The 25,591-nt window shown below is 49.8% G+C and carries 20 protein-coding genes; 6 read left to right on the top strand and 14 right to left on the bottom strand.

All coding sequences use genetic code 11. From position 1 onward, the window contains the following. Positions 1-46 precede the first annotated feature (46 nt). Positions 47-1,324: an O-antigen ligase family protein gene (locus tag IMCC3135_RS21895; protein WP_157736172.1), complete on the top strand. Its 1,278-nt coding sequence runs from the start codon at positions 47-49 to the stop codon at positions 1,322-1,324. Here IMCC3135_RS21895 and IMCC3135_RS21890 read toward each other — a convergent pair. From IMCC3135_RS21890 to IMCC3135_RS21880, 3 genes are read right to left on the bottom strand one after another with little or no spacing between them, the layout of a single operon-like run. Beyond that, positions 1,314-2,906 carry a hypothetical protein gene (locus tag IMCC3135_RS21890; RefSeq protein WP_088919531.1) on the bottom strand — a complete coding sequence of 531 codons (1,593 nt, stop codon included), beginning with the start codon at positions 2,904-2,906 and terminating at the stop codon, positions 1,314-1,316. The two genes, IMCC3135_RS21895 and IMCC3135_RS21890, sit on opposite strands and share 11 nt — an antisense overlap. Further along, positions 2,891-4,021 (bottom strand): glycosyltransferase family 4 protein, encoded by a 1,131-nt coding sequence (locus tag IMCC3135_RS21885; RefSeq protein WP_088919530.1) that lies wholly within the window; start codon positions 4,019-4,021, stop codon positions 2,891-2,893. The genes IMCC3135_RS21890 and IMCC3135_RS21885 overlap by 16 nt, the downstream gene beginning before the upstream one ends. After that, positions 4,018-5,370, bottom strand: coding sequence for an oligosaccharide flippase family protein (locus IMCC3135_RS21880; RefSeq protein ID WP_088919529.1), 1,353 nt, complete (start codon positions 5,368-5,370; stop codon positions 4,018-4,020). The genes IMCC3135_RS21885 and IMCC3135_RS21880 overlap by 4 nt, the downstream gene beginning before the upstream one ends. Positions 5,371-5,615: 245 nt before the next feature. On the opposite strand from IMCC3135_RS21880, the gene IMCC3135_RS21875 reads away from it, so the two are divergent. Then, complete coding sequence (locus tag IMCC3135_RS21875; protein ID WP_205737667.1) at positions 5,616-6,755, top strand: glycosyltransferase; 1,140 nt, start codon at positions 5,616-5,618, stop codon at positions 6,753-6,755. On the opposite strand, the gene asnB (IMCC3135_RS21870) is transcribed toward IMCC3135_RS21875, so the two are convergent. Further along, positions 6,736-8,640, bottom strand: coding sequence for an asparagine synthase (glutamine-hydrolyzing) (gene asnB / locus IMCC3135_RS21870; protein WP_088919527.1), 1,905 nt, complete (start codon positions 8,638-8,640; stop codon positions 6,736-6,738). The two genes, IMCC3135_RS21875 and asnB (IMCC3135_RS21870), sit on opposite strands and share 20 nt — an antisense overlap. Before the next feature lie 130 nt (positions 8,641-8,770). Between asnB (IMCC3135_RS21870) and asnB (IMCC3135_RS21865) the strand changes: the two genes are divergently transcribed. Both asnB (IMCC3135_RS21865) and IMCC3135_RS21860 read left to right on the top strand, forming a co-directional pair. Continuing rightward, entirely contained in the window at positions 8,771-10,714 is a 1,944-nt protein-coding gene (asnB, locus tag IMCC3135_RS21865; protein WP_088919526.1) for an asparagine synthase (glutamine-hydrolyzing), read from the top strand. Positions 10,715-10,772: 58 nt separating this feature from the next. Beyond that, positions 10,773-11,966: a glycosyltransferase family 4 protein gene (locus IMCC3135_RS21860; protein ID WP_088919525.1), complete on the top strand. Its 1,194-nt coding sequence runs from the start codon at positions 10,773-10,775 to the stop codon at positions 11,964-11,966. A gap of 193 nt (positions 11,967-12,159) precedes the next feature. Here the strand turns inward: IMCC3135_RS21860 and IMCC3135_RS21855 are convergent, their stop codons facing one another. From IMCC3135_RS21855 to asnB (IMCC3135_RS21820), 8 genes are all read right to left on the bottom strand, one after another. Next, positions 12,160-12,771, bottom strand: a complete 612-nt coding sequence (locus IMCC3135_RS21855) for an HAD family hydrolase (protein ID WP_205737666.1) — start codon at positions 12,769-12,771, stop codon at positions 12,160-12,162. Between the two features lie 4 nt (positions 12,772-12,775). Further along, a complete protein-coding gene (locus tag IMCC3135_RS21850; RefSeq protein ID WP_157736171.1) occupies positions 12,776-13,846 on the bottom strand; it encodes a hypothetical protein in 1,071 nt (356 codons plus the stop codon). 108 nt (positions 13,847-13,954) lie between these two features. Further along, positions 13,955-14,686 (bottom strand): SDR family oxidoreductase, encoded by a 732-nt coding sequence (locus tag IMCC3135_RS21845; RefSeq protein WP_088919522.1) that lies wholly within the window; start codon positions 14,684-14,686, stop codon positions 13,955-13,957. A gap of 1 nt (position 14,687) precedes the next feature. Next, positions 14,688-15,986: an FAD-binding oxidoreductase gene (locus IMCC3135_RS21840; protein WP_088919521.1), complete on the bottom strand. Its 1,299-nt coding sequence runs from the start codon at positions 15,984-15,986 to the stop codon at positions 14,688-14,690. Beyond that, a complete protein-coding gene (locus tag IMCC3135_RS21835; protein ID WP_088919520.1) occupies positions 15,983-16,390 on the bottom strand; it encodes a GtrA family protein in 408 nt (135 codons plus the stop codon). The genes IMCC3135_RS21840 and IMCC3135_RS21835 overlap by 4 nt, the downstream gene beginning before the upstream one ends. Next, positions 16,390-17,259: a decaprenyl-phosphate phosphoribosyltransferase gene (locus IMCC3135_RS21830; protein ID WP_088919519.1), complete on the bottom strand. Its 870-nt coding sequence runs from the start codon at positions 17,257-17,259 to the stop codon at positions 16,390-16,392. Before IMCC3135_RS21830 ends, IMCC3135_RS21835 begins: the two co-directional genes overlap by 1 nt. 188 nt (positions 17,260-17,447) lie before the next feature. After that, positions 17,448-18,794, bottom strand: a complete 1,347-nt coding sequence (locus IMCC3135_RS21825) for a hypothetical protein (RefSeq protein ID WP_088919518.1) — start codon at positions 18,792-18,794, stop codon at positions 17,448-17,450. Positions 18,795-19,125: 331 nt separating this feature from the next. Further along, positions 19,126-21,048 carry an asparagine synthase (glutamine-hydrolyzing) gene (gene asnB / locus IMCC3135_RS21820; protein ID WP_088919517.1) on the bottom strand — a complete coding sequence of 641 codons (1,923 nt, stop codon included), beginning with the start codon at positions 21,046-21,048 and terminating at the stop codon, positions 19,126-19,128. A 281-nt stretch (positions 21,049-21,329) separates the two neighbouring features. Between asnB (IMCC3135_RS21820) and IMCC3135_RS21815 the strand changes: the two genes are divergently transcribed. Further along, entirely contained in the window at positions 21,330-21,959 is a 630-nt protein-coding gene (locus IMCC3135_RS21815; protein ID WP_088919516.1) for a glutathione S-transferase family protein, read from the top strand. Between the two features lie 137 nt (positions 21,960-22,096). Continuing rightward, positions 22,097-23,914 (top strand): S1 family serine peptidase, encoded by a 1,818-nt coding sequence (locus IMCC3135_RS21810; RefSeq protein WP_088919515.1) that lies wholly within the window; start codon positions 22,097-22,099, stop codon positions 23,912-23,914. Positions 23,915-23,960: 46 nt separating this feature from the next. Here the strand turns inward: IMCC3135_RS21810 and phoU are convergent, their stop codons facing one another. After that, positions 23,961-24,680 (bottom strand): phosphate signaling complex protein PhoU, encoded by a 720-nt coding sequence (gene phoU, locus IMCC3135_RS21805; protein ID WP_088919514.1) that lies wholly within the window; start codon positions 24,678-24,680, stop codon positions 23,961-23,963. A 63-nt stretch (positions 24,681-24,743) separates the two neighbouring features. Next, positions 24,744-25,571: a phosphate ABC transporter ATP-binding protein PstB gene (gene pstB, locus IMCC3135_RS21800; RefSeq protein ID WP_088922008.1), complete on the bottom strand. Its 828-nt coding sequence runs from the start codon at positions 25,569-25,571 to the stop codon at positions 24,744-24,746. Positions 25,572-25,591 lie beyond the last annotated feature (20 nt).

Raw genomic sequence — 25,591 nt, 5'->3', positions numbered from 1 at the left:
CGCGGTGCACGCCAACCATGAAGAATAATGATATGGAAAATTCCAAGTGATTAGCTTGTTTTTCAGTGGCATGCTGGCGCTGTATGCGTTTGCATTGGTGGTGTTTGATAACGAGTTGTTTTTACCGTTTCTCTACCTGATCAACGTCGTGATGGTAGGGGCTTATGGTCTTTATGCGTTGATCGTCAGGGTCAAGCCCAAGTTCCCTGCACCATTCATTGCCTACACCGTGCTGGTGGCTCTGTCCGTTGCATCAATTTTCTGGTCAGTCGATCAGAATTTTTCCATTGGTATGGTGCGCACCATGGCGCTGATTCTGGTCAGTATGTTTGTCGTGTACAACATCATCATACATTTTGGCAACGCCACTGCTTTTTTCATCGGTTTATACGCGGCGATCGGCTTCAATTTGTTGATGGCATTGGGTTTGGTCAACTTGAACCTTAGTGAAGTAGGGATTCGCTTCCTTGGTTCCATCAATCAATCGAACCTGATGGGGTATATCGGACATGTCACCGTATTTTTTGGTTATGTTCATATTGTGTCGGTAGCAGGGCGTCGTAGTGTGGCGGCCAAGAAAATGGTTGAGATTCTGGCTTTGCTGGCGATCTGTGTGGTCGCTGTGTTCGTCACCTACCTGACAGGGTCGCGGACGGCTATTGTCCTGGTGGCGGCCCTGTTGCTTTGGGTGTTCCTGACTGCCTTCTTCAAGCCTGTTATTGCTGTTCCGCTGATCGGCGTAGTTGTGGCAGCTTATCTGGTTGTCAGTTCGGGCAGCCTGGGCAAACTGGTTATCAGTGGTGATGTCGACTTTGCCAACGTAGCCGAAATGGTCTACAACCGCATGGAGTCGGGTGCGGAGAATGACGACGGCAGTGTCGATGAACGTGCAGATCTGGCACGCGCAGCCTATGCCTTGTATAGCGAACGGCCATTGTTAGGTAATGGGATCGGCGCTTTCCAGTCTTTGAATGTCTCCTACGCGCACAATAATTACCTGGAGATAATGTCGTCCGTCGGGATGATCGGATTGATTTGCATGTTGTCATTCTACGGACTGATATTGCGAGCTATCCTGTCAATGCGTGTCTGGCGATTCAAGCTATTGTTCGGTCTGATGTTGCTGTCCTTCATGGCTTATGACATGGCTCTGGTATCGTTCAACGCCAAATTCCAGATGCTGACACCTGCCGTTATGCTGGCCTGCATTACCATACTTCGGCAAAATGGTGAACGATCTCTGTTCAACAATCCGGACTTTCAGGTTGAAAACCAGCAGCGTCGACGACGACGCAAACGACGCAGTATCGGACTTAGTGTTTGATCGTAAGAGAGGCGAGCCAGTCTTCGATATCCAGGTAGCCATCACTGTTGCTGTCTGTGTTTGCTGCATTGTCTGAAGTCTGAAGACCATTAGCCCTCTTCCAGCTATCGGGTACATAGTCCGGTGCAGAACCGAGTCTGGACGGGCCGCCTGCCAATTGCGGGCGCGTCACGTCCCGGTTCGTGCCGACACTGGCAGCGTTATCAGGGGTGAGGATATCGCCGTCAACCAGATCCACGAGCTGCACATAACGTGATCGAATTTGCGCAATGATTCGAGTATCGGCAGCATCACGTGTTGGTGCCGTCGCACCCACATCTGCAAGCAGATTGGCTTCCAGTTGATTTAGCGGAATCAGAGCGGGGCGTGGCGCGGGGGTAGCGGCTGCGGACCAATCTGGATGGCTTGTCGGGTCGGTGACAGGGGCGCCTTGATAAACCCTGATTGGCTCTATCGTGGTTGAATCCGGACCGAGAATCAGCCCGTTGTCTTTGACGTTGAGACGTATATTGGCGGATGACTCGGCATTGACCAGTCCATCTATATCGGCATAGGCGGTTTGCGCTGCATCTATGTACAGGTTCTGTTCGATGTTGCCCGTTACGTTTACCTCAGAATACTGGCATTGGGCGATAGTGCCCACAAAGGTATAGCCGTAAATCAGGTTGTTGAACAAATCCAGATCAGTGACGGCAAAGATAGCCGGGAAGCGATAGTCCCCGTTTGCCAGTACACAGTTGATAATACTGATTCGACTGGCGCCGCCACCCATAACGACCGCATAAGACTGTTTGCCCGGGCCGCTGGTCGAATTGAACAGGCATTCGTAAATCAGGCAGCGATTGATGGTGATGTCGTGAGTGTCGTACCAGATATCCAGCTGCCCATCAGTGCTCCATGATAGTGAGCAATGGTCAATGACCACATTTTTCACGGTGCGACTACTGCTGCCGATATTCAGGGCACGTCGATCGCTATTGGTGGCGATCGCAGCTCCCGGGCGAAAGCGACAATGCTGAATGAGAACATCGTCAGTGCTGACGGATAAGGGGGTTCCGATGTGATCCTGGCGGCAATTGATGGAAATGCCTTCGCCGGGTGCCGATTGGCCATAGATGGACACCTTGCCCGGAGCCATATCTGAAAATGGTCCCATTGCAATATCGCCCGACACATCAAACAGGATGATACGGTCCCCCGATGTTTGCATCGTTTCGTGGAACGAGCCCGGGCCTGATTCGTTCAGATTGGTAACGACAAGGATTTTGCCACCACGCCCGCCTGTCGTATCGGTGCCGAAACCCTCGAGTCCCGGTGCTACCCGCAACGGTTTGACTGCTGGAGGCAGATAGCTTTCGGGCGTTTGCTCATCAATCGGCTCGAGCGTTTCGTCTGAGGCGATCTGTTCAGGTGAGGCGATCTGTTCAGGTGAGGCGATCTGTTCAGGTGAGGCCGTGACGGGGTGAGATGAGTTGGCGGTATCTTCGGAGGCGTTTATCTCAGTCGATAGCTTTACGCCCGAAAGCAGGGCGAGTCTGGCGGCGGAGGTAAGAAAGATTCGCCGCTTCAAGCCTCGAGCCATTTTTGTACGGAAGCCTGCCAGGCATCAATACCCAACGCTGGTCGCATAGAGAGTGCATTGACACGCATCTGTTGCCGCTTGCTTGTAGAGTCGAGCTCTGCAAGAGACTCGGCAATACGTTCTGCAACCGGTGGTACGACATACCCGTTGAATCCGGGGATTACAAGGTTGGCCAATCCGCCAACAGGGGTCGTGACTACCGCCAGCCCTGCCGTCAGTGCCTCGACGCAGGCCAGACTTGTACCCTCCGACCAGCGGGTAGGAATCACTGCGACATCAAAGTCGCGGTAACGTGCCAACACCTCGTCCATCGAATCCATACTGGTGGTCAGTCGATCTGCAAAGCCCAGTTCCCTGGCGCGTGCCTGCAGATCGTCATGTCCCTGATTAGTGCTGATATGCGCAGTAAAGTTGATAGATTGAGCCTGCAACATTCCCAGCGCTTCAATGAACAGGTCAAGGCCTCGGAACTCGCTATTGCGGCGCGCAGATATGATGGCCATGGGCTCTTCCGAGGACTTTTCGCTGATTGGCACATGTTGTAGATCAGCATAGTTGGGAATGTATTCGCACTTGCTGGTTAGCCGATAGCCTTCGTTGCCCTGACAGCGTAACCAGTTGATGTAGTTGGTGTCGACACACAGTATGCTGCGGACCTTGCGTGCCATACCCAGCGCACGGAAGCCTTGCAGGCTTCTAAACCAGGCTTTCTGATCACCGTCCCATGAGATTCCATGTTGTATGGCTTTGGCATTGGGAAGGAAAAACGGCCACACCTCATCACCAGAGGCGTACAGGAAAACATCACCTGGGCGGGCAACCACCTGCGCTTTTTTCCAGAAGAGAAGATCCCCTCTGACACGCAATGCTGCGGGTAGGCCGATCACTGAGATGCCTGCCGGGCACTCTAGTTCAAAGCCTTTACGAGCTTTTTGTACGATGACCACCTCACGTCCCCAGGCACGAATCAATAGTGCCAGATCTCGTGTGAAACGCTGTCGTCCACCTATCGAGTAACGACCATCAAAATCCAGATAATCATCGACAAAGATCACGACACGCTGGGCGCAGCTTGACCAGCTTGCGTCGGAGGTAATTTGCTTGTGTGACTTCACTTGTCGGGGGCCTGTGTTGCCGAATGTGCGGTGGCGTTGGCAATCTGGCGTAGGTGTACGCGGGCAAACAGGATAGTCCAGATTGTATGAAATACGTACGCGATGATCAATGCTTGAGTGACCCCGGCTGCGCTGTCACCGAACAGCAGGTAGACAAGGCCGACGTACAGGGCCGCCCAGGCCGCATTGGTCGAGGCTGCCAGCCACATGCGTGAAGCCGCCGACATCATGGTGCCAATGGGGCCGATGCAGGCCAGTATTGCCGCAGTAAAGACTGCTAGTCGGAAAGGCAAGGTGCTGTCATTGTAGCTATCTCCGTAGAGCTGCAAAATCTGTGTTGCAAACAGGCTCATGCCAATAGCCAAAGGGATCGCTATCAAGGCATTGGCCAGAATAGAGAATCCAAGCAAAGAGCGTGAGCCTTTGTGATCGTTGCCGGTCAGGCTGTCAGTCAGTATGGGCAGCACCACCTTGCTGGCATTGCCAGGAATGAACATGATCACATTGAACCACTGCATGGCGATACCCAGTATCGCAATCTGAGTAAATCCATCAGGTCGACCAGCCAGTATTGCCTGCACGGCCCAATGGGCCGGACCGACAAGGCCGCCAGCGATCAATGCGGGAAGTGCATAGCTGCCAAGCAGAGAACGTTCACCCCGCCAGTGAGCCGTATTACGCGACAAATCATGTCGCACCCGTTCATGTCGGAGCGATAGGTAGCTGAACAGGACTTGATAAAAGGCCGCTGCACTCAATGCGGTTGCGGCACCCTCAAGGCCGTATTGGTGGGTTAGAAACAACATCGTTGGCAAGCTTAAGAGCACCCCGGCCAGTGTTGACAAAGCGACCAGCTTCATCGACTCGAGACCGATCAGTACACTTTTCTGATAAAGGTCCAGGGTCAGGAAGAGCACTGAGGGCGCTGATAACAGTACTGGTACATACAGATCAACAGAACTGAGCACGCCGGTAGCAACCGGAGAAGCCCAGAGCAGAAGGCTAAGCATTGCTATCACTGAACCAAGCAGAGTCATTCGGATGCACAGTGCGAGTATTCTGGCTAGTCGCTCTGGCTCGCGAGAGCGTAATGCTGCAGTGTAGCGTGTTGCCACGGCGCTCATGCCCAGGCCGGCCAGCAGGCTCACAGACATCAAGGTACTCTGCAGTAGAATGAGTTGGCCGTACTTGTCCTGGGGCAGAATACGCGCAACCATCATCATCAACGTCATGTTGATGCCACTCGACACGACGGCACCCAGTACGCTCCAGGCGGCAGCTCCTGCAAAACGCCTTGCCATCGCGGATTGCGCGATGGCTGTGCGCAAGGCGAACAATGAATTACTCATAAGGGCGGCGCGGTAAATGGTCGGGACAGGTTATAGGAGCATGTTGAATAGTGTTAGTGCAGAAGCAATATGATTCGTGCAGCAGTAGTTATATTAACATCCGCACAGGCGTGCATACTGCGACCGGACTCAACAACAGAGCTGGGGCAGGTTCATATGGTGAATTCTGATCATGATTTCGCCAGCCCAATACGGAAGACGGCCCGAATCAGCCATCACTCTGACAACCCAACTAATTCATGCGCATGAATATCATCCTGTTTATCGATAGCCTGGCTAATGGCGGATCCCAGCGTCAGTTGGTGAATTTGGCGATTGGCTTGCATCAGCGGGATCATTGCGTCACCGTCATAACCTATACGCCGCTTAATCATCACCTGCCAAGACTGGAGGCGGCCGGTGTGTCGTTCGAATGTCTGAATAAACGTTCAAAATTCGATCTTCGACCAGTCATACGGCTGTATCAGGCCATACGCCGATTGAAGGCTGATTCTGTGGTCGCATTTTTACGCACACCGGCGCTCTATGCCGAGCTGGCAGGCTTGCTGTGCCGACGAACCCGTATTGTAGTGTCAGAGCGTGCCGGCATCACAGATCGTGGGCTCGGTAAGGAGCACTATTTATCTGGCTTAGGGCATAGCCTGGCCACCGTGGTCACCGGTAACAGTCATCACTATCTCGATGCGCTGGCCAAGGCCCTACCGTGGTTGAAGCCCAAGTGTCAGGTCATTTACAACAGTATCGATGAGCAATTCTTCGAAAATGGCAAGGCACGTAGCCAACTCGAACAACCACCATCAGATTCAGTTGATAGTGCACAGTCGTCTGCTTGCCGGCTTTGTGTTGTCGCAGCAAGACCTTCTGAAGAAAAAGGTTTGCTGCCACTGATCAATGCTGTGGTACAGCTGGTAGATCGTGGCATCACCGATTTCTCCGTGCACTGGATTGGCCCGGTACAGGACACACATCCTCTGGTCAGCAAAGCCCAATCACTCATTGAGCAGCACTCACTACAGGGCAACTGGCACTGGGAAGGAGAGCAGAGCGAGGTTGCCCGTTGCTACCCTGACTATCAGGGACTGGTTCTGCCATCTCTGCATGAAGGAGTGGCCAACTCATTATGCGAAGCGATGGCGTCAGGATTGCCCGTCATTGCCACCGATATTGCCGACAATGCACTGATACTGGGTGACAGCGGCTGTGGCCTTCTGTGTCAACCTGACAATGCCTCATCACTGGCTGATGCCATGCAGGCCCTCATTCAGTTACCTCAAGAGACTCGCACGGCGATGGGACTGTCTGCCTATCAGCGCGCACGCGAGCTATTTGATGAAAAAAACTGCCTACCTCAATGGGAGCGGGTGCTCACTCCAGCGTTACATTAAAACGCTCGGCCCACAGGGCAAACATCAACAGTTTGTAGATCATGAAACCACGGTCGGCGGAGCCAGACATATGATCGTCCCACAGCCGCTGGAGTGCCTTCTGGTCGAATAGCTCTGCCATGAGTGAGTTATCTGCAAACAGACGCTCCTTTGCATACGCAGCCAAGGGTCCTCGCAGCCACTCCACATAGGGCACACCAAAACCGTATTTTGGTCCGTGTAAAACAGAGTCTGGCAGTTGGTCTGCCATGGCTTTTCTCAGCAGATTCTTGGAGCTGCCTTGCAGCTTGAGCTTGGCGGGCAGGCTCATGACATAGTCGGTCAGTTCTGTGTCAAGAAACGGTACGCGCACCTCTACGCTGTTTGCCATGGTTGAACGATCCACTTTTTCCAGAAAGTGATCAGGCAGCAATATTCGGGTATCCGTCCACAACATCAGTTGCTGCGGATCATTACGGACCTTGTCAGGTAAGGTGCTCACCACTTCCTGATAGCGGCGAAAGGGATCATGGCCCATTAATTTGCCGCGAAGTGGTTCAGATATCAGCTCCATGACTGCGTTATCACCGGGCTCTTCTGTAAGCAGGCGGGCACAGCGCTCAGCGTCACTGGCACTTCCCAGAGCTTTTAACATTCGGTGGCCACGTCTCAGTACCGAAGTGGGTAGCGGTAGCTCACGTCGCATCAGCGGCAGGCTGCAGATCAGTTGACACAAACGAGCATGTTCGAGCAGTCGGTAACGTTTATAGCCACCGAATATTTCATCGCCACCATCACCCTGAAGTACCACTTTAACGCTGTCAGGTAGTTGTTCTGTCAGAAGGTACAAGGGAATATTCGCAGCATCGCCAAACGGCTGTGAATGAGCGGTCGTCATCTTGTCCAGCAACGATTCGAGATTGTCGTAGGTTACGTTCAGTTCGTGATGTTCTGTGCCAAAACACTTGGCGACTTCACGCGCTACGTCAAGCTCACTATGGGCTGAGGAGCCACTGAAGTCGACAGAGTAGGTAGCTAGCTGGCCCTCGTAGTGCTCTGATGCAAGGGCACACAGTGTCGACGAATCAAGCCCGCCACTCAGAAACAAGCCGACAGGCACATCGGATACCAGATGCCGTTTAACACTGTTGGACAAGTGCTGACGGATATTGGCAACGGCTTCTTGTTCTGTATGAGTCTCAAGGGCTTGTTGCTCGGGATTCCAGAACGTGCGCAGTTCCGGCGGCTGGCCAGGACTCAGGGTCAACACACTTCCTGCTGGCAGTTTTGAGCAGTCACGAAACAGGGTCTCGGAGCCTAAGGCATTGCCAAAATAGAGATACTCGTAGAAACCCTGCAGCGACAAGCGCCGGTCCAGTGCATCCACGGACAGCAGTGATTGAATTTCGGAGGCAAAGACCAGCCGTTCATCGTTATAGGTGTAGTAAAGCGGCTTGATGCCAAAACGATCCCGCGCCAGAGTCAATGTGCGCTCGTTCGCATCCCAGAGGGCGAGTGCGAACATGCCGTTGAATCGGCTCAGTGCTGCCTCTCCCCAGTGGATAAGAGCTTGCAGCACCACCTCGGTATCCGACTCGGACACGAACTGCCTGCCAGCATCTATCAACTCCTGACGCAGCTCTAAATAGTTATAGAGTTCACCGTTATAGCTGATGGTAAAATGCTGATCAGCCGAGCTCATTGGCTGGGCGCCAAGCTCGCTCAAATCCAGGATACTCAGGCGTGTGTGAGCCAGCGCAAGGCCGGGATTATTACCGTCAGCTGCATCGATAAAAACATCGTTGGCATCCGGGCCACGATGGTGTAAGGATGACGCCAGAGTACGGGCCGTATCCATAAGTGCGCTATGGGAGGCTGGTCCCAGATATCCACCTATTCCACACATACGCTGGTTATACTGTTTGTAGCCAAAGTCTAAGAGCGCATGGTACACGGTGATCGTGCCCGCTGTTAGTACAATCGAGTCACCGCTGAGTGCTCTGCGGGACTAACAGCCTTGAATGGGAATTGCGTGAATGTGTGGATTCAGCGGTATATTGTCTCCGGCCGGTGGAGATTTTACACCGCTGCTCAAACCGATGGGCGATGCCATATCCCACCGCGGTCCTGACTCATCCGGTATCTGGGTCGACGAGCAGGCAGGGTTTGGTTTTGTACATCGCCGCCTGGCCATCGTGGATATTTCCGAGGCAGGCCACCAGCCCATGTCCGCCCGCTCTGATCGTTATGTGATCAGTTTCAATGGCGAGATTTATAATCACCTGAGTTTGCGCCAGGAGCTTGAGCAGGTGGCGGGCGCTATTGCATGGCAGGGCCACTCGGATACCGAAACCTTGTTGATGGCGATCGATACGTGGGGATTGAGGCGTACCGTTGACAAGCTGGTTGGCATGTTTGCCTTCGCGTTGTGGGATGTACGTGAAAAAACGTTACGTTTGTGTCGCGATCGGATCGGGGAAAAACCGCTCTACTATGGCTGGCACAACAAACGATTCCTGTTCGGCTCGGAGCTCAAGGCGCTTGCCGCCATGCCAGGTTTTGATGCGCAGATTGATCGCGATGCCCTGACACTGTATTTTCGGCACAACTATGTACCAGCCCCATATTCCATCTATGAGGGCATCAAGAAGCTTGAACCAGGCTGCCTGCTGACCGTTAGTGCCGATTGTCAAAGCCCAGTCATTGATCGCTACTGGTCTGCGCCAGCCACGGCAATGGAAAGTCGAAAAGATCCATTTACCGGCAGTTTCAGTGAAGCATCAGCTCAGGTAGAAGCTCTGCTGAGTGAGTCGATCAGCGGCCAGGTGGTTGCAGATGTGCCAGTGGGTGCCTTTCTGTCAGGCGGTATTGATTCCAGTACCGTTGTGGCATTAATGCAGCAGCAGAGCAACTCACGTGTCAACACCTTCACGATCGGTTTCGACGACGAAAGATTCAATGAAGCACACCATGCCAAGAATGTTGCCAGTGCCCTGGGAACTCATCACACCGAGCTTTATCTGAGTGATGCGGATATAGCTCAACTGGTGCAGAACATGCCGCAGATCACCGATGAGCCATTTGCAGATTCATCGATGCTTCCTACCTACGCGGTGTCCCGGCTTGCACGAGAAAATGTGACTGTCAGTTTGTCAGGTGACGGAGGCGATGAGCTCTTCGGCGGCTATACCCGCTATCCATCTGCTGCCAGCATAATCAGATTGCGCCGAAAGCTGGGGACTGTGGGCAAAACGGCAGCCAAGACATTACTGTCCAGTCCGTTGCTGGCATCCAGCATCACAGGGCAGCGCCACTGGGCATCTGCCAAGCTGCAAGCAATACCCGGCGCATCCAAGGCGGCGTTAGCCATACAGGTTCTGGGGGTTGACACAGATGCACTGGCCTATCGCGAGCTGGTTTCTTATTGGAGAAACCCTCATACCCCGGTGCTGAATGCGCCAGACCCAACGGGTCTTTTTCACGATCCGGCGCGCTGGCTGGACACGGTGGGGCCGCAAGAGGCGGTGCAAATGATAGACGTGCAGACCTACTTACCTGACGATATTATGGCAAAGGTAGACCGCGCCTCGATGAGTGTGTCGCTGGAAACCCGTATCCCCTTGCTTGACCATCGGCTATTGACGTTTATCTGGTCTTTGCCACCGGCATTCAGAGCCGAGTCGGCGGCAAACTCACTGAAGCCATTGCTTAAGGATATAGCCTGTCGATATGTACCCCGAGAGTGTATCGAGCGGCCCAAGATGGGCTTTGGTATTCCCATCGACGCCTGGTTACGCGGACCACTGCGGGACTGGGCAGAAGAATTGCTCAATCCGGAGACGCTGCAAGAGCAGGGCTTGCTGGATGCAGAACTGGTCACTCGACATTGGCAGAATCTGTTGTCGGATAACAGCGCATCGGCAGAATTCATCTGGAGTGTATTGATGCTGCAACACTGGATGGCTAATCGTTCAGCATGAACGTCGTCCTCTTGCCTGCCCAGTCACCTGGCTTTTAAGTGTATTACCGAGATTCACTATGACTACTGAAAACCCTGTTGACGAAGCTCACATGAAAAAAGTATTGATCATCGTAGGTGCGTTTCCAGGGCCCGAGACCAAGGATATCTTCGGTGGCGTGATGGCGTCGTGCCAGGCTCTGTTGTCTGCGGGTATTGGGGAGAAGTTTTCACTTCGCCTCATCGATAGCTCGCAGCGTCAAAACCCACCACCGGGATTGCTGGTGCGCACGTGGGGTTCGGTGTCCAGGGTTGTCCGGTTTTCGGCCGCGTTACGCCAACAGCCAGTGCCGGATAGTGCCTTGATTTTTCTGAATGAGGGGCTGAGTTTTTTGGAAAAATCCTTACTTGCGGTATTAGCAAAACGAGCAGGTCTCAAGGTCACGGTCGCACCTCGTGGGGGGGCGTTGCGACAAGAGCTGGACGACCATCGCATCATGCGTGCGGCTGCGCGTTGGATGTTCAATCGAGTGGATCACGTTATTTGCCAAGGTAATAGCTGGGTCAGGCTGTTTTCCGCCTATGAGGCAGGCAAGACCGGTCCTGAAGAGGAGAGGCTAGTCCAATCCTTTGAAGCCGATGTTAATGCACCGAAATACATCTGCTTGTTCAATTGGACTGCAACGGATGAAATGTTGGCATTGGGACGCGAACGGCTCGCATCTCACGAGACGATTAAAAGCCATCAGATGCGCATTTTATACGTCGGTAGTTTGATGCTACGTAAAGGGCTTGTCGAGATGATTGAGGGTTTTGCCTTGGCACTCAAGAGCGTGCCGGATATGACGCTGGTGTTGGCGGGTGACGGTGTTGCAGATAGCGAGTTGCGTGCCCTGTGTGTCATCCTTGGCGTGGAGCAACGGGTTACCTTTTTGGGTTGGATAGAGTTGGAGCAGAAGCTGGAGGAACTGAGACTGGCTGATTGCCTGTGTCTGGCTTCCTGGTCTGAGGGTATGCCTAATGCGGTTATCGAAGCGATGGCCTGTGCCTTGCCTACTATCGTCACGCCGGTAGGTGGTGTGCCAGACGCAGCTCCCGATGGATTGGTTTCGCTGCATGTGCCGGTCGGCGATAAGGTCGCTATCGGTACCGCCTTTGAACGCCTGGCTGCAGATCCGGCATTGCGTCGCGAGCTAGGGAGGCAGGCGCATGGGCGTGCCGAGGAGCAATTTACCGTACAACACGCCATGCAGGTATTGGAAGAGGTTTTATAATCTGTAGCTACGATGATTTGTATGGTTCGTTATATCGTTCTGCGCTAATACAGTTGTCCTAATGGTACTGAGGGTTTAAAAATTTCTTATATTTACGAGGTGTGATGATTGGCAGCACCGTTCTACTAGGTCGCTAATTACTTGTTTAACGCCTCGCGGCCATTATTCTGATTCTGTTGCAGCTAGAGAATAACTATTCTGACGTAGAAGGGGAGGGGTGTCTGAAGGGCTTATAGAAACTCTCATCAGCTAGAGCTAGCATTTCATTATCTCCATTAGAATCACCATATGCCCAGATGTGTTTATAATCGCTCAGGTCATATGCTCCTTTTACTCTGTTGACTTTTTCAATGCCATGGCAGTTCTTGCCTGAAAATTTCCCTGTGAGGATGCCGTCCTTTATTTCTATCTTCGTGGCAATGATGTCTAAACCATTTTTACTACACCAAGGTTTTAACCAGCACTCTAAAGATGCTGAAACGACTACGACTTTGTGACCTTGTTCCTTGTGCCACATGATTCTCTCCATTGCCTGTCGTCGAAGTATGTTGTCAATCTGCTCTAGTGAATATTCTTCTGCAAGTTTTTGATATTTTTCTTCGGGCATTCCCTTGAAGAAATAGGAAAGCATCCACTGCTTTGCCTTGTAATTGGGAATGAGTTTTAGTTTGAATGTTAGCAGCATGGGGGAGAGGATCATCATCCCCCATGCTGTCTTGATGTCACCAAATACAAAACGGATAAACTTAATCAGGCTGTCGTCTGTGGTGATGGTGCCGTCGAAATCAAAAAGTGCAATATTCAACAAATTAGTTCACCTTCATGATAGGTAGATGATTGGTATTGAAATACTCGTCTTGAGAGGCTTTTCTGGTTTTAATGTCATTGTATACGGCCCCTTGTTTTATGAATAGTCCAATTTTCGCGCCAGTGGCTTCTTTCATGTCAGTTGCCTTTGGGTTTTCCATTGTATATTCCATCTTCAAGAAGTCAATGTTAATAAAATTATAAAATATTGATAAAAATAATAAAATATAACCAAAGAAACTGGATTTGGTTACGTGGATGTAAAGTGGTAGGAGTAGAAATACAGCGGGTAAGAGGTATGATATCTCCAAAGGTATTTTAAGGAAAAGTGCTTCCTCAATGATGAAAGCACAGACCGCAAAATAGAATAATTTTGAGTGGTCGGTATGAATTTTTTGAGTGGTAATATAATAAAAAAATGAGAGGTATATGAATATGGAAGTTATCATTCCGAATAGTGCAATATTCTTGTATATGAATCGTGCGACATACTGTGACGCGCTCCAGTCTCCAATGGCATATGAGAGAAAGGAGAGTGTATTTCCTGCGCTTGTGTATGCTGGAATATAAAGCGCGAGTGTTAAAATCAAGGAGAATAATCCGGATAGAAATAGTATAAAAAATTTATTTTTATCAGTTTTGACTGTAGGTAGAATGAAGTATAAGTATACCAAGCCTACGAGCATGGCATTGGATAGTCGGGAGGACAATGCCAGTGCAAAAGAAATTGCAGCAATGATGCGAAAGTTTTTAAATAGAAGTAGTGATCCAAGAAATATGAAAAACAAACTATAGATATAATCTATTGAGGTGGATGATGCAATTACAAAGTAGGGGTTAAATCCTACTATTAGTATGATTAGGGTTGTTTCCTTTTTTTTAAACATCTTGCTAAGAAGGAGGTGGAATATGTAGAGAGTTCCAACTCCTAGAATGACTGAAATAAGATTACTTAGATAATGTCCGCCTATTAGGGATGTGGCAGATATTATAAGTTCTGGTATTAGGGAGCCTTGGAATCTAGAGGGCTGGTAATCGGAATTAATCAGGTAGTTCTGACCTGCTTTGAGCATCAGGTAAGTGTCGCCATCATTCCCGTAGCCGAATGAGCTCAAGATTCCATAATAAATAAAGAAAAAAATAATGACATACTTAATGTCAAAAAATCTTTGATACATGTTCTATATGCTCATTTTTTTGAAAATGAGTTCTGGAATGTTTTTAATGATCAACATGATCCATCTCCAGAGCCATTTTGTATAAAGCACATTTGCACCTTTCTGTTGAGCTTGGTAAATATCATCAGCTACCTCTTCAGGTTGTGCTGTCAGTTTTTCTGGAAGGTCCATATCCTTGGTCATCTTTGTCGCCACGAATCCAGGCTTGACTGTCATCACATGCACTTGAGCATCATATAGTCTATTTCTGAGACCTGATAGGTAAGTAGTAAGAGCTGCTTTTGCTGAGCCATAGGTGTAGTTGCTCTTACGTCCACGATCACCAGCAACAGAGCTTATTCCAATCATGAATCCACTGCGTCTCTTCTCAAAATCATTGGCAATAATGTTGAAGAGACTCACAACGCCCTTATAGTTGGTATCCATTATTTTTTGTGCTTGGTCGAAATCTGTTTGCGATTTGTCTTGCTCTCCAAGGTAGCCTATTGCGGATATAACACCTAGTGGTTTTTCCTCTAGATTGTCGTAGAAAATTTGATGGCTAGTGTAGTCAAGAATATCCAGCTCAATTAGCTTCACCGTTCTTTGCGTTCGAACGGTTATATCTTTGGCAAAATCTTCGAGAGTATTCACATTTCTTGCAGCGAGATAGAGATCGTATCCATGTTTGGCATACTCTCTGGATACTGCTTTGGCGATGTCGCTTTTTGCTCCGACGATTAATACGTAACTCATCTTATATTCCTACTCTTTTTGATTGTAGTGATTGGAACTTTTCATCCATTTTGTTCTCTCTTCTAAATCGTCTGAAAGTTTCTACTTGTGGGTAGCCTTTTTCAAAGACATCTTTAGTGACTCTGACATCTTTGCAAAGGTAAATACGGCCTTCATATTTGACAACGATCTCATCCAGTTTGGAAAGCAAGTCAAATATGCCTCTCTCTATTTTGAAGTCGAGTGCAAGGCTATACCCTTCAAGAGGAAAGGACAGGTAGTTGTCATTAGCTTTGCCATGGAGTTTAAGTACTGCGAGGAAGGAGCCCTTTCCAGATTTTGAGATTACACTCAGTATTTCCTTTAGACCTTCATAGCTTGTAGCTTTAGGTAGGATGAACTGATACTGGGTAAGGCCGCTCTTCCCGTAGATACGGTTCCAGTGGCCAATGGCATCTAAAGGATAGAAAAAAGTGTCGATATCTACTCTTTGTTGAGAAATCTTCTCTTTGATCTTGCGGTAGTAAAGCCAGTTAAATGCTCTTACACTCAAATTGTTAAGTGCAAATGAGGGGAAGTTGAATGGAATATTCCTTTTTTTCTTTTTTTTATAGTCAAGCTTGCCATCACTTCTGAAGTCGCCGGTCATTAATAGGCATTTTCCCAGTTTTTCACCTTTTGCAAGGCAATCTATCCAGGCTACTGAATAAGGTTTTTGTTTGCACGCTTCAAAGGCTTCAAAGGTTTCTCTGAGGTTCTCTGTCCTAATTGTGGTTTGATCGATGTATTGTGAGTTTATCTTCTTTAGGTAGATCTTAGCTTCCAGAATAACGCCCGTAAGCCCTTGTCCGCCGCAAGTTGCCTTAAAAAGTTCAGGTGTGGCTTCTTTTGAGCATGTAAGGGTTCGGCCGTCTGCAATAGTGATCAAGAACTCTTTGACACACTCGCTAAAGCATCCTTCAATGTGGTGATTTTTGCCATGTATGTCTGAAGCTATAGCGCCACCGATTGTGATGAGTTTGGTGCCAGGGCTGACTTTGAGGAACCAGCCTCTTGAAACGAACGATTCCAATATTTCTGAAAGTAGCACCCCCGCCTGTACGTGCAGGAGTCCGGTCTTTTCATTGAAAGCAATAAAATAGTCTTTCGGTTTTACATTTATAATATTGGTGCTTAAGGCACTGTCACCATAGCTTCTACCATTTCCATATGGGATGAGTTCATCGTGTTCGTCAATTATTTTTTTGAGCGTTTGTGTTTTGTCAAAAACTAATACTGTACTTTTGACTTTAGGGTGCATTCCCCAGCTCATAAGACTCATGATATGGTTTCTTCTTTGTGAATGAATACATACTTCTTGTCTAAAAAATATTTCATTACATAACCGATGCTTAGACCGACAACAGCACCGAGATATTTGGCATTTGGGTCCTGATAAATCGTATCAAAGATGATCTCGGATCCCCAGAAAATGATAGTCGTGAAGGCGCCCAATAAAGAATAAAGTGCGAACTTCCTGGCATCATCCTTATTGTCTTTTGGTGTGTGGTAAAAAATAAATTTCTTGTCGAGTATGTACTTGATTACCAATCCCGCGAGTGTGCCAGAAAGCATGGCAATGTAGAGTGAGCCAAAGCCATTGTAGATTAAAAAAATAATGTACTGGAGGAGGAGGTTGAATAGTGTGGATATTGCTGCAAAGACAGCATATTTGCTTGCTATCATTAATAGAGTATCCAGGTGAAAGTTATAATCCACCCTAGTAGGGTTAGTTGTATAAAGGTGTCTGTGGTTACGATTTTTGTGGGAGAACCACTGTCTCCGTTTACAAGAGAGATCTTCAAATAACGAAGAATTCCAAGGATTACAAAGAAAGATGTTAAGTAGAGGTATTCACTACTTAGTCTCTCTGTTACTTCTGCTGAAGTGGTGTAAATGGTGTAGGCAACAATGACAACCGATGCCATGATCGCCATTGCAGTGTCAAGGAATTGAAGGTTGTAGCCGTCAATCACTTTGCGCATTTTTTTTCCTGTATGGAGAAATATGAGTACATCGTCCCTTCGTTTGGCGAGTGCCATGAAAATCGCCAGTAGAAATGTCATGATTACAATCCACTTTGAAAGCGGTATGTTCGTAACCGTTGATCCTATAAAAAGGCGCAAGACGAAGCCAAGTGCGATTATATTTACATCTACAATTGAGATGTGTTTTAAAGAAAGGCTATATGCAATGTTCATAACGACATAGATCGTTAAGACTGCAAGTGCTTTAATAGAGAGGCAGGCCATTAGTATTCCTCCTGTTAAAAGCAGTAAGGACATGACTATGATTGCATGAGGTTTGCTGAGAGCTCCGGATGCAAGCGGTCGATCTTTCTTTGTTGGATGTTGTCTGTCTTCTTCTATGTCGTAGTAATCATTAAGCGTGTAGATTGCGCTGGCAGTAAGAGAGAACGCGATGAAAGCTATGAAGGCATTGAGTAGTAGTCCTGTGTTGGTGATCTCCATTGCAAAGAAAAGAGGTAAAAATATAAATAGATTTTTTATATATTGCTGAGGGCGCATGAGAGTTATAACTGATGCTAGTTCCATATATACCCTTTTGTTCTGACGTTTGTCTTGTTAGGAAAAAATAAACAGTCGTTACTGTTAGTTGTTAATCAGGTGGTATTGTTTTTTAGGTGTTGTCATGCCTACTTCAATTGATAATATTTTGGCATTCGCACTCCGGCTGGTGAAGGCGTGTTCTTTTAGTTGATGTTTTTTGATGTTGGCTATATTCATTTTATTCTACGAGTGCTTCGTCTGATGTCGGTGTAAATAGTTACACTGCACCACAATGCAAAGGGTAAAATTATGGTGCTCATGCGCGGCAGAGTTAGGAATAATGAAGAGATAAGTACAGTGCTCCCTGTAGCAGCAAGGAATAGCCAAGACTCTAGGTATCTGAATCTACTGAGAACCGTAAGCGCGAGGCTCAGTGCGATTAACATCAGAAAGAGCAAGGCGTATCCTGCTCTAAATGCATACTCCGTAAGTACAATGGCAAAGTGCGCAGGCGTGACTTCATCGAAAATATCAGGATTGTTTAGATAAGTTTGAAGTTCGCTTTCATTTACTGTTAAACCAATTTTACCTTTGAATAATTCGTTGACATAATCCAATCGTTGTTTGTCGAGTTCGCTACCAAATATGGATCGCATATTTGGTACATATGTGCCTTGGAGTATTTGTAGTTTCAGGTTTGTCAGAATTTTCTTAGCAAAGGCATCAGGATGAGCCTTGACAGCATCAACTGTTTTCATGGTGAAGTACTTGTCAGCCGTCTCCGACCAAGGTGAGCCAAAGTTCTTTTGTAGGGCAATGTTTCCAACAAATTCATCAGAAAACTCAATGTTCCATGGATTGTCAGGTCTGATGCCTAGCGAAAGGTACATCACACCGCCAGAATTCGTAGTGCCTAGGCGCGGTGCGGCTAAAACATGTCCGGTATACCAGTACCAAGGGCCGATAGAGACCAGTGTCAACAGGACGAACACTGTTATCCGGGATATGGAAAATAGTTTTTTCTTCTGTATTAAACGGTGCAGAAAGAGTGCAAAAATGAATGCTAGGCAAAAAAGTATGGCTTCATTTCGGATGTTATAGGCAGTGCCAAATGCGAGTGAAGATAATATCGTCCAATGTAAATGGGAATTTATTTTGTTGGCTTTTTGAAGAAAAACAGCCCCCAGTAAAATTAACATTCCAAAAAAAGAATTACTGTAGTAGGAAACCGAAACGAAGATATATGGAATCAATATAATGACAAAGGAAAGGGGCCAGAGCGTGCCGCTAATGTTTAACCCGATTTCATTATTACTCTTGGTAATCATGGAGTTCCAGATGGCAAGAATGCAAAAAAGGAATATCCCCTCAAAAATGGGAATGGATTTCCCTCCTAGGGCCGCGAGAACTGAGTACCCCCACATAGGAAATGCTGGGATTTCCGGGGTGTGGAAATTTAATAATGAGACTCCATCAATGGCATGTGTGTCCCATACGCTGCCCGCAGTGCTATAGCCTTGCATGGTTACGATAACGCTGGTGACAATGGCAATTGTCAAAAATAGTAGAAATTTATTCATATGCAGATGTTCCTAATAATTTTATTTTTTGCCAAGCATTTTAAATCAGCGTTATAATGCTTGTCATGCTATGTGGGGCCTAGTACTGTGAGCTAAGCATGATCGAATGGTGAGACTGCGTTACATTCCATGGCACATGGTCTACATTCTGTAGCGAATTTCAGAGGACGTCAGTTAAGCCTGATTGACAATAACAATAATGCTAGATTGGTATTTAGTGCGGCTACCTGTTGTGCTTGTTGCATAGCAGCAAGAACATACTTGGTCGCTTTGCACTTGCCGATGCTGTTTTTCGAGTGGTAACGATAAAGAGTAACGTGCGTACGTTAATTTAATCTAAAAAAGCCTGCATCCAAAGCTCCAGCGTCAGTAGCTGCCAGATCTGCATGGACCAGTCATGCTTTCCTGTTTGTTGTTCCTGCACCATGCGGCTGACCTGTTCGGCGCGGAACAGACCACGGTGTTCCACTTGTGCAACTGACAGCAAGTCATTCACCATGTCACTCAGATCGTTGGCGAGCCAGTGATCGATAGGGGCGAAGAAGCCTGCTTTCTTTTGTGTCAAGACTTCGGCCGGCAACCAGGGGCGCATGGCTTCACGCAGAATGTGTTTGGTGGTGCCACCTTTTATTTTCAGGTTCGGTGGTACCTCTTGCGCTACCCAGTCGGCAAATTCCCAGTCCAGAAAGGGCACCCGAACTTCGACCGATGAAGCCATGCTCATCTTGTCGTTGTAGGTCAGGTTCAGACTGTTCATGAAAGCTTTGGTATCCACGTACAGCATCTGATTGAGGAAATCTGCATCTTGGACGTTGTCAAAGTACTCCATGTGTCGAAGTTGCGGAGCGCTCTGCCCACATAATGCTTGCGTCTCTTCGGTGTAGAGCGAGTGGACCAACTGTTCGGACATATACACGCTGTCCGTGATGAAGCGTTCACGAGGCTCCATCGAGCCACTGCGAACCATCTTCTTGGCCAGGCGAATATGACTCTTGAGAGCCGAACCACTCAAGGGGGGCAGGGCATTGATGGCTGGCTCGATCAGATGTTTGCGAAGGGGGGCTGGGATCTTCTGATACCGTTTGGCCAGCTCGTGGGCCTGGTATTTTCGATAACCGCCAAACAGCTCATCGCCGCCGACCCCTGAGAGCAGCACGGTTACATCTTGCCGTGCTTCACGATTCACCAGATAGGCGGTAATGATGGCAGGGTCTGAGACCGGCTCATCCATATGCCAGATCAGGTGTGGCAATAGATCAACCACATTCGGCTCTACCATGATCTCCGAATGTATGCAGCCAAAGCTGGCCGCTGTGCGGGCGGCAACGGTTGTGTCATCCAGCCGGACGTCACCTTTGGTGTATTTCTCTGGGAAAGCCACGGTAAAGGTGCGAATGGGCTCTGATGTATGTTGTTTCATGCATGCCAGGATGCTGCTTGAGTCCAGTCCGGCGCTCAGGAAGGCGCCCAGTGGCACATCGCTGACCATCTGGGATTTGACCACGGCACTGAAACGTTCGCGTACTTCGTCCGTGAGTGCGGCTTCGCTCTGTTCAAAGTGGTGATCGGCTGGTGGGAACTGCAGGTCCCAATAGGATGTCAGCGTCAACTGACCCGATTTGTACAGGCCAAAGTGACCCGGCGGCATTTTCAGCACACCGTCGAACAGCGTCAGAGGGTCGGGCACCCACAAGAAAGTCAGATATTGGTGCAGCGCCTCGCGGTTGATGGCTTTGCGAAAGCCCGGAAGCGGCAGGAATGACTTGATTTCGGAGGCAAACGCAAACTGACCATTGGCCAGCGTGTAGTACAGCGGCTTGATGCCGAAATGATCTCTGGCCAGAAACAGTTGCTGTTCTACTTCGTCCCAGATTGCGATGGCAAACATGCCGTTCAGTCGCTTGACGCAGTCGGTGCCGAACTCCAGGTACATATGCAGCACCACTTCGGTGTCGCAATCTGAATGAAACTGGTGACCGCAGCTTTCGAGTTCTTGCCGCAGTTCGCGATAGTTGTAGATTTCGCCGTTGAAAACGATGGTTTGCTGGCCATCGGCGCTACTCATGGGCATATGCCCGGCGGTTGAGATATCCAGTATGGCCAGTCGGCGTGATCCCAGACCGACGCGCTCACCGGTGGCTGTGGTGGTCAACCAGGTGCCGCCATCGTCAGGACCACGGTGACGTTGTGCCTCGACCATGGCGTCGAGTACCGTATCTGCCTGCCAGTTGATACTTCCTGTTATTCCGCACATCGTCAGAGCTTTCCGGTTTGTCTGGTTGTTTCAAGGGCTGGCAAGGCATACCATCAAAACAAGAATGCTCAAGGATACAAGAACTTGAAGTGCTATTAGTTGTTCCAGTCGCTTTTTCTGGTCGGTGCCTCGACTCTCTGGACGACCATGACGGGCATCAATAGTCGGTGGGCATGAGTGTCATGCCAGATCAGGCATGGCAGTAGAGGGATCACCTGCGCACAGGCGTGGGCAGGCAGCTATGATAGAGACTGCCTAAACCAGAGTCTCCCGTTCTCCAGATGAAATACAAACTTCATTGTTTTGCCCAATCGGGCAATGCGTACAAGGCTGCGCTCATGCTGAACCTGTGTTCGGCAGACTGGCAGCCTGTATTCGTGGATTTCTTCAATGGTGAAACCCGGACCGATGCGTATCTGGAACTCAATGACATGGGTGAGGTGCCGACGCTTGAGGCCAAAAATGTCACATTGACCCAGTCTGGCGTCATTCTGGACTATCTGGCCGATGCATTTGAGCAGTTCGATGCCAATTCGGTACCTGAGCACCGGGAAGTATTACGCTGGATCCTGTTTGATAATAACAAGTTGACAGGCTCTATCGCACCGCTTCGCTTCATGCGCGAGTTCACTGATCAGGGTGAAAACGAGGTGACTGCTTTTCTGCACGCCCGTGCCGCGGCGGCTTTGAAGATTCTGGACACACGCGTTGCCAAATCCGACTTTATCGTGGGTGAGGAACCGACCATTGCGGATATTTCCTTGTGCGGTTATCTGTTCTGGCCAGAGGAAACGGGTATCGACATGAACGACTATCCTGCCGTTACTGCCTGGCTGGAACGTATACAGGCTTTGTCAGGTTGGGAGCATCCGTATGAGCTGATGCCCGGTCATCCAAGGGAAAATGGATAGTTTTACTGCGCTTGCTGTCGTAGATAGATGATCACAGACGTTTCGGCTATGTCACAAACATTGCCAGTAATGATGTGAATCGTTTGTTTATGGTCGCTATGTACCCCTATGAGCGCTGATTTGAGAAACTTACTGACATGCCTGGCTTGACATCCCGAAGCGTATTGCCCACTGCTACCGCGCCAGTGCGGATGCCTGCCTGGCACCATTTTATCCTCATGCTGTGTCTGGTGAGTCCTGCCAATCTGGTGCTGGCAGATTCGGATTCTGTGACAGGGGTCGAGAGTGAAGCTACCTCTCTCAATGATGTCGATGCGGTGCTGAGCGGTCTGGACATTACTCGCCGAGTGTTGGGCGGTGATGATTCTGCACGTGATGACTGGCCCTCGGTCGTGGCGCTGGCAAGCCCGGGTGTGGCGTCGTTATATGATCGCTTCTATTGCGGCGCTACGGTAATCGCGGAGCGCTGGGTGATGACGGCAGCTCACTGCCTGTTTGATAGTTTCGGGCAGCAGGATGATGCTTCCCGCATCCTGGTGGCTGTTGGCGTTCATAACCTGATTGAAGATGAGTCGCCGGCGGAGCATGTCGTGACCAACGTCATTGTGCACCCCGACTATGATAATTCTCAGGAGTCACCGCCCAATGATATTGCACTGCTGGAATTGGCAACGGCCGTGGAGGTACCGATAGGGCAGTTGTTTGTTGCTGATACCGAGGATTACACCGGCACTATCGCCCATGTAGTCGGGTGGGGAGCCACCCGATATCTGAATGAACGCTCTGCGAATTATCCGGCTATTCAGCAGGATGCTGCGGTGCCGCTGGTGTCCCTGGCCACTTGTAATTCACCGATTTCCTATGACGGCATCATCAATGCGACGCAGCTGTGCGCAGGCTACGCCCAGGGTGGGGTCGATGCTTGCGCTGGTGACAGTGGCGGACCTTTGTATATCATTGAAGATGGCCAGATACTGCAGGTCGGTATCACCAGTTTTGGTAGTGGCTGCGGAGAGGAGAATTTCTACGGTATCTACACTAATGTTTCGCACTATATTCCATGGATCGGTACCTATGTGGACGTGCCGGAGCAATCAGCAGAGCTCATCGCAGCCAGGCAGGCGGCTATCAATGGTGAGTCCACGGATAACTCTAATGGCGGCTCCTCTGGTGGCGCGACAAGTCCTCTGTACCTGCTGTTGTTGGGTATTGCAAGTCTGGTTCGTGGTTCTGTTCGTAGAAAACACGTATTGAAACTTGAGAGCAGGCGGATGGTTCATCCTTTTAAAAAAAGCTTTCTGGTAGTCCCTGTTGTCTTGTTGGTAAGCGCTTGTAGCGTGCCCTCGGTTGGCGGACAGGCCGGTAACAGCCGTCTACCTGCGGCCCCATTGAAGGAGACCAACAGCATGTCGGATGCTCAGCAATTAGTACTGAATGATGCAAGCCTGCGCACAGGCGTGGATGGCTTGCAGCTGGGCGATGCGCACGACAAACTCATGAATGAGTTGTCGGGGCCACAGTGGCAGAAGCCGGTGTGCATGACCAGGAAGACCGCAATACGTGGAACCGGACGATTGTTCCGGACAGAGCATTGTTCAATCAGTGCCGTGGATGCTGTTCTGCTGCATGGCTGGCAGGTTCGCACTGTCGATCTGTTTTTGCTTGACCAGCAGCTTGTGCGCCTTGATGTGGCTTTGGCAGGCGCTTCGGCAGAGAGTCGTGATGCAGATTCTGCAGAGCTGAAGGCGGCGCTGAAGGCCAATTATGGACAACCGGCTTCGGCTCTGGAAGTAACAGGCAAGCAAGGCGAGGGGCTCAGTACACCAATGACATGGCAGAAGCAGAATGATCTGGTTCGGCTATATGCGGGAGAAAGCCTGCAATTTATCGATGCACGGCTTGAATCAAGCTTCCCGGCACTGTATGAAGTCGAAGTCCCTTTCGACTCGCTCTAGTTTTCAAGCCGCCCCTGCATCACGTCCATTCGCGCTGCCCAGCACGCTACTTATTGAGGAACTCGGAGCGTATCTTGTCAAAGCTGGTATGCCTGATGTCTCGGCCCTTGACCAGGTACACCACGTATTCGCAGATATTCACGGAATGATCGCCGATTCGTTCCAGGGCTCGGGCGCACCAGGTAATCTTGAACAGCTTGGATACCTGGCGCGGGTCTTCCACCAGATGTGTGCCCAGTAGGCGTTCCAGATTGCCGTATTCCCGGTTAACGTCTTCATCGCGCTGAGCAATGGCGAGGGCTGCATCCACATCCATGCGGGCAAAGGCGTCCAGAGAGTCCTGCAACATCGATTTCACCAGCTCGCCCAGATGACGTAATTCCTTGCGGTAGCTGGGTGATTCCTCTGACATTTGAGTCAAGTCACGCGAAAAACGTCCCAGTTTCTCTGCCTCATCGCCAATTCGTTCCAGATCGGTGATGACCTTGATGACGGTCACGACCAGGCGAAGATCGCTGGCTGCGGGCTGGCGCTTGGCGAGGACTTGCGTGCAGTCCTCGTCAATCTCGACTTCCAGCATGTTGATTTCGTAGTCACGCTCGGCAACCTTGGCTGCCAGATCGTTATCGGCTTCCAGCAAGGCGGTCAGGCCATTGGTGACCTGTTGTTCGACCAGGCCACCCATGGTCAGAACCTTGTTACGAATATCCTCCAGTTCCTTGTTGAACTGATGAGAAATGTGCTGATCAAGGTGGAGCTTGTCCATAAAGATATCCAAGGCCTTTGGCCATTGCCCTAACGGTGCGGATTATAGAGTGCTCTGAGAGCGTTAGCCGAATCGGCCGGTTATATAGTTCTCGGTCAACTCGTGCTGTGGATTCGTGAACACATCACTGGTCGGATTCACCTCCACCAGCTTGCCCAGATGGAAGTAGGCGGTACGCTGCGAGACGCGTGCAGCCTGCTGCATGGAGTGAGTCACGATGGCAATAGCGTATTTCTGGCGCAGCTCATCAATCAGTTCCTCGATTCGAGCCGTTGCGATGGGATCAAGAGCCGAGCAGGGTTCGTCCATCAGAATGACTTCCGGATTCACCGCGATAGAGCGGGCGATACACAAACGTTGCTGCTGACCGCCTGACAAACTGGTGCCCGGAGCGTCCAGACGATCCTTGACTTCATCGAACAGGCTGGCCTTTTTCAGGCTGTCGACAACGATATCGTCAAGCTCGGCCCGATTGCTGGCAAGACCATGGATGCGGGGGCCATAGGCGACGTTGTCATAGATGGATTTGGCAAACGGATTGGGCTTCTGAAACACCATGCCCACCCGGGCACGCAGCAAGACAGGATCCAGGTCGGCGCCGTAGAGATTCTCGCCGTCCAGGGTCATGTCGCCGGTAACGCGGCAAGAAGGAATGGTGTCGTTCATGCGATTGAGGCAACGCAGGAAGGTTGACTTTCCACAACCTGAGGGGCCAATCATGGCGACCACCTCGTTGATGCCGATATCCAGGCTGACATCGAAGATGGCCTGTTTTTCGCCGTAGAACACGTTGACGTTGCTGGCCCGCATTTTTGGGTCGGCAACGGTCGGTGAGCCGACAGTCTCGGTTAGGTTATCGAAAGCTTCCTGAGCGGAGTGTTTCACGGGCATGCTCTGTGTGTCGTTATTAT

Source organism: Granulosicoccus antarcticus IMCC3135, from assembly GCF_002215215.1.
Taxonomy (GTDB): domain Bacteria; phylum Pseudomonadota; class Gammaproteobacteria; order Granulosicoccales; family Granulosicoccaceae; genus Granulosicoccus; species Granulosicoccus antarcticus.
Note: the sequence above shows the minus strand (reverse complement) of the source record. Positions and strands in the feature narration are given on the sequence as shown.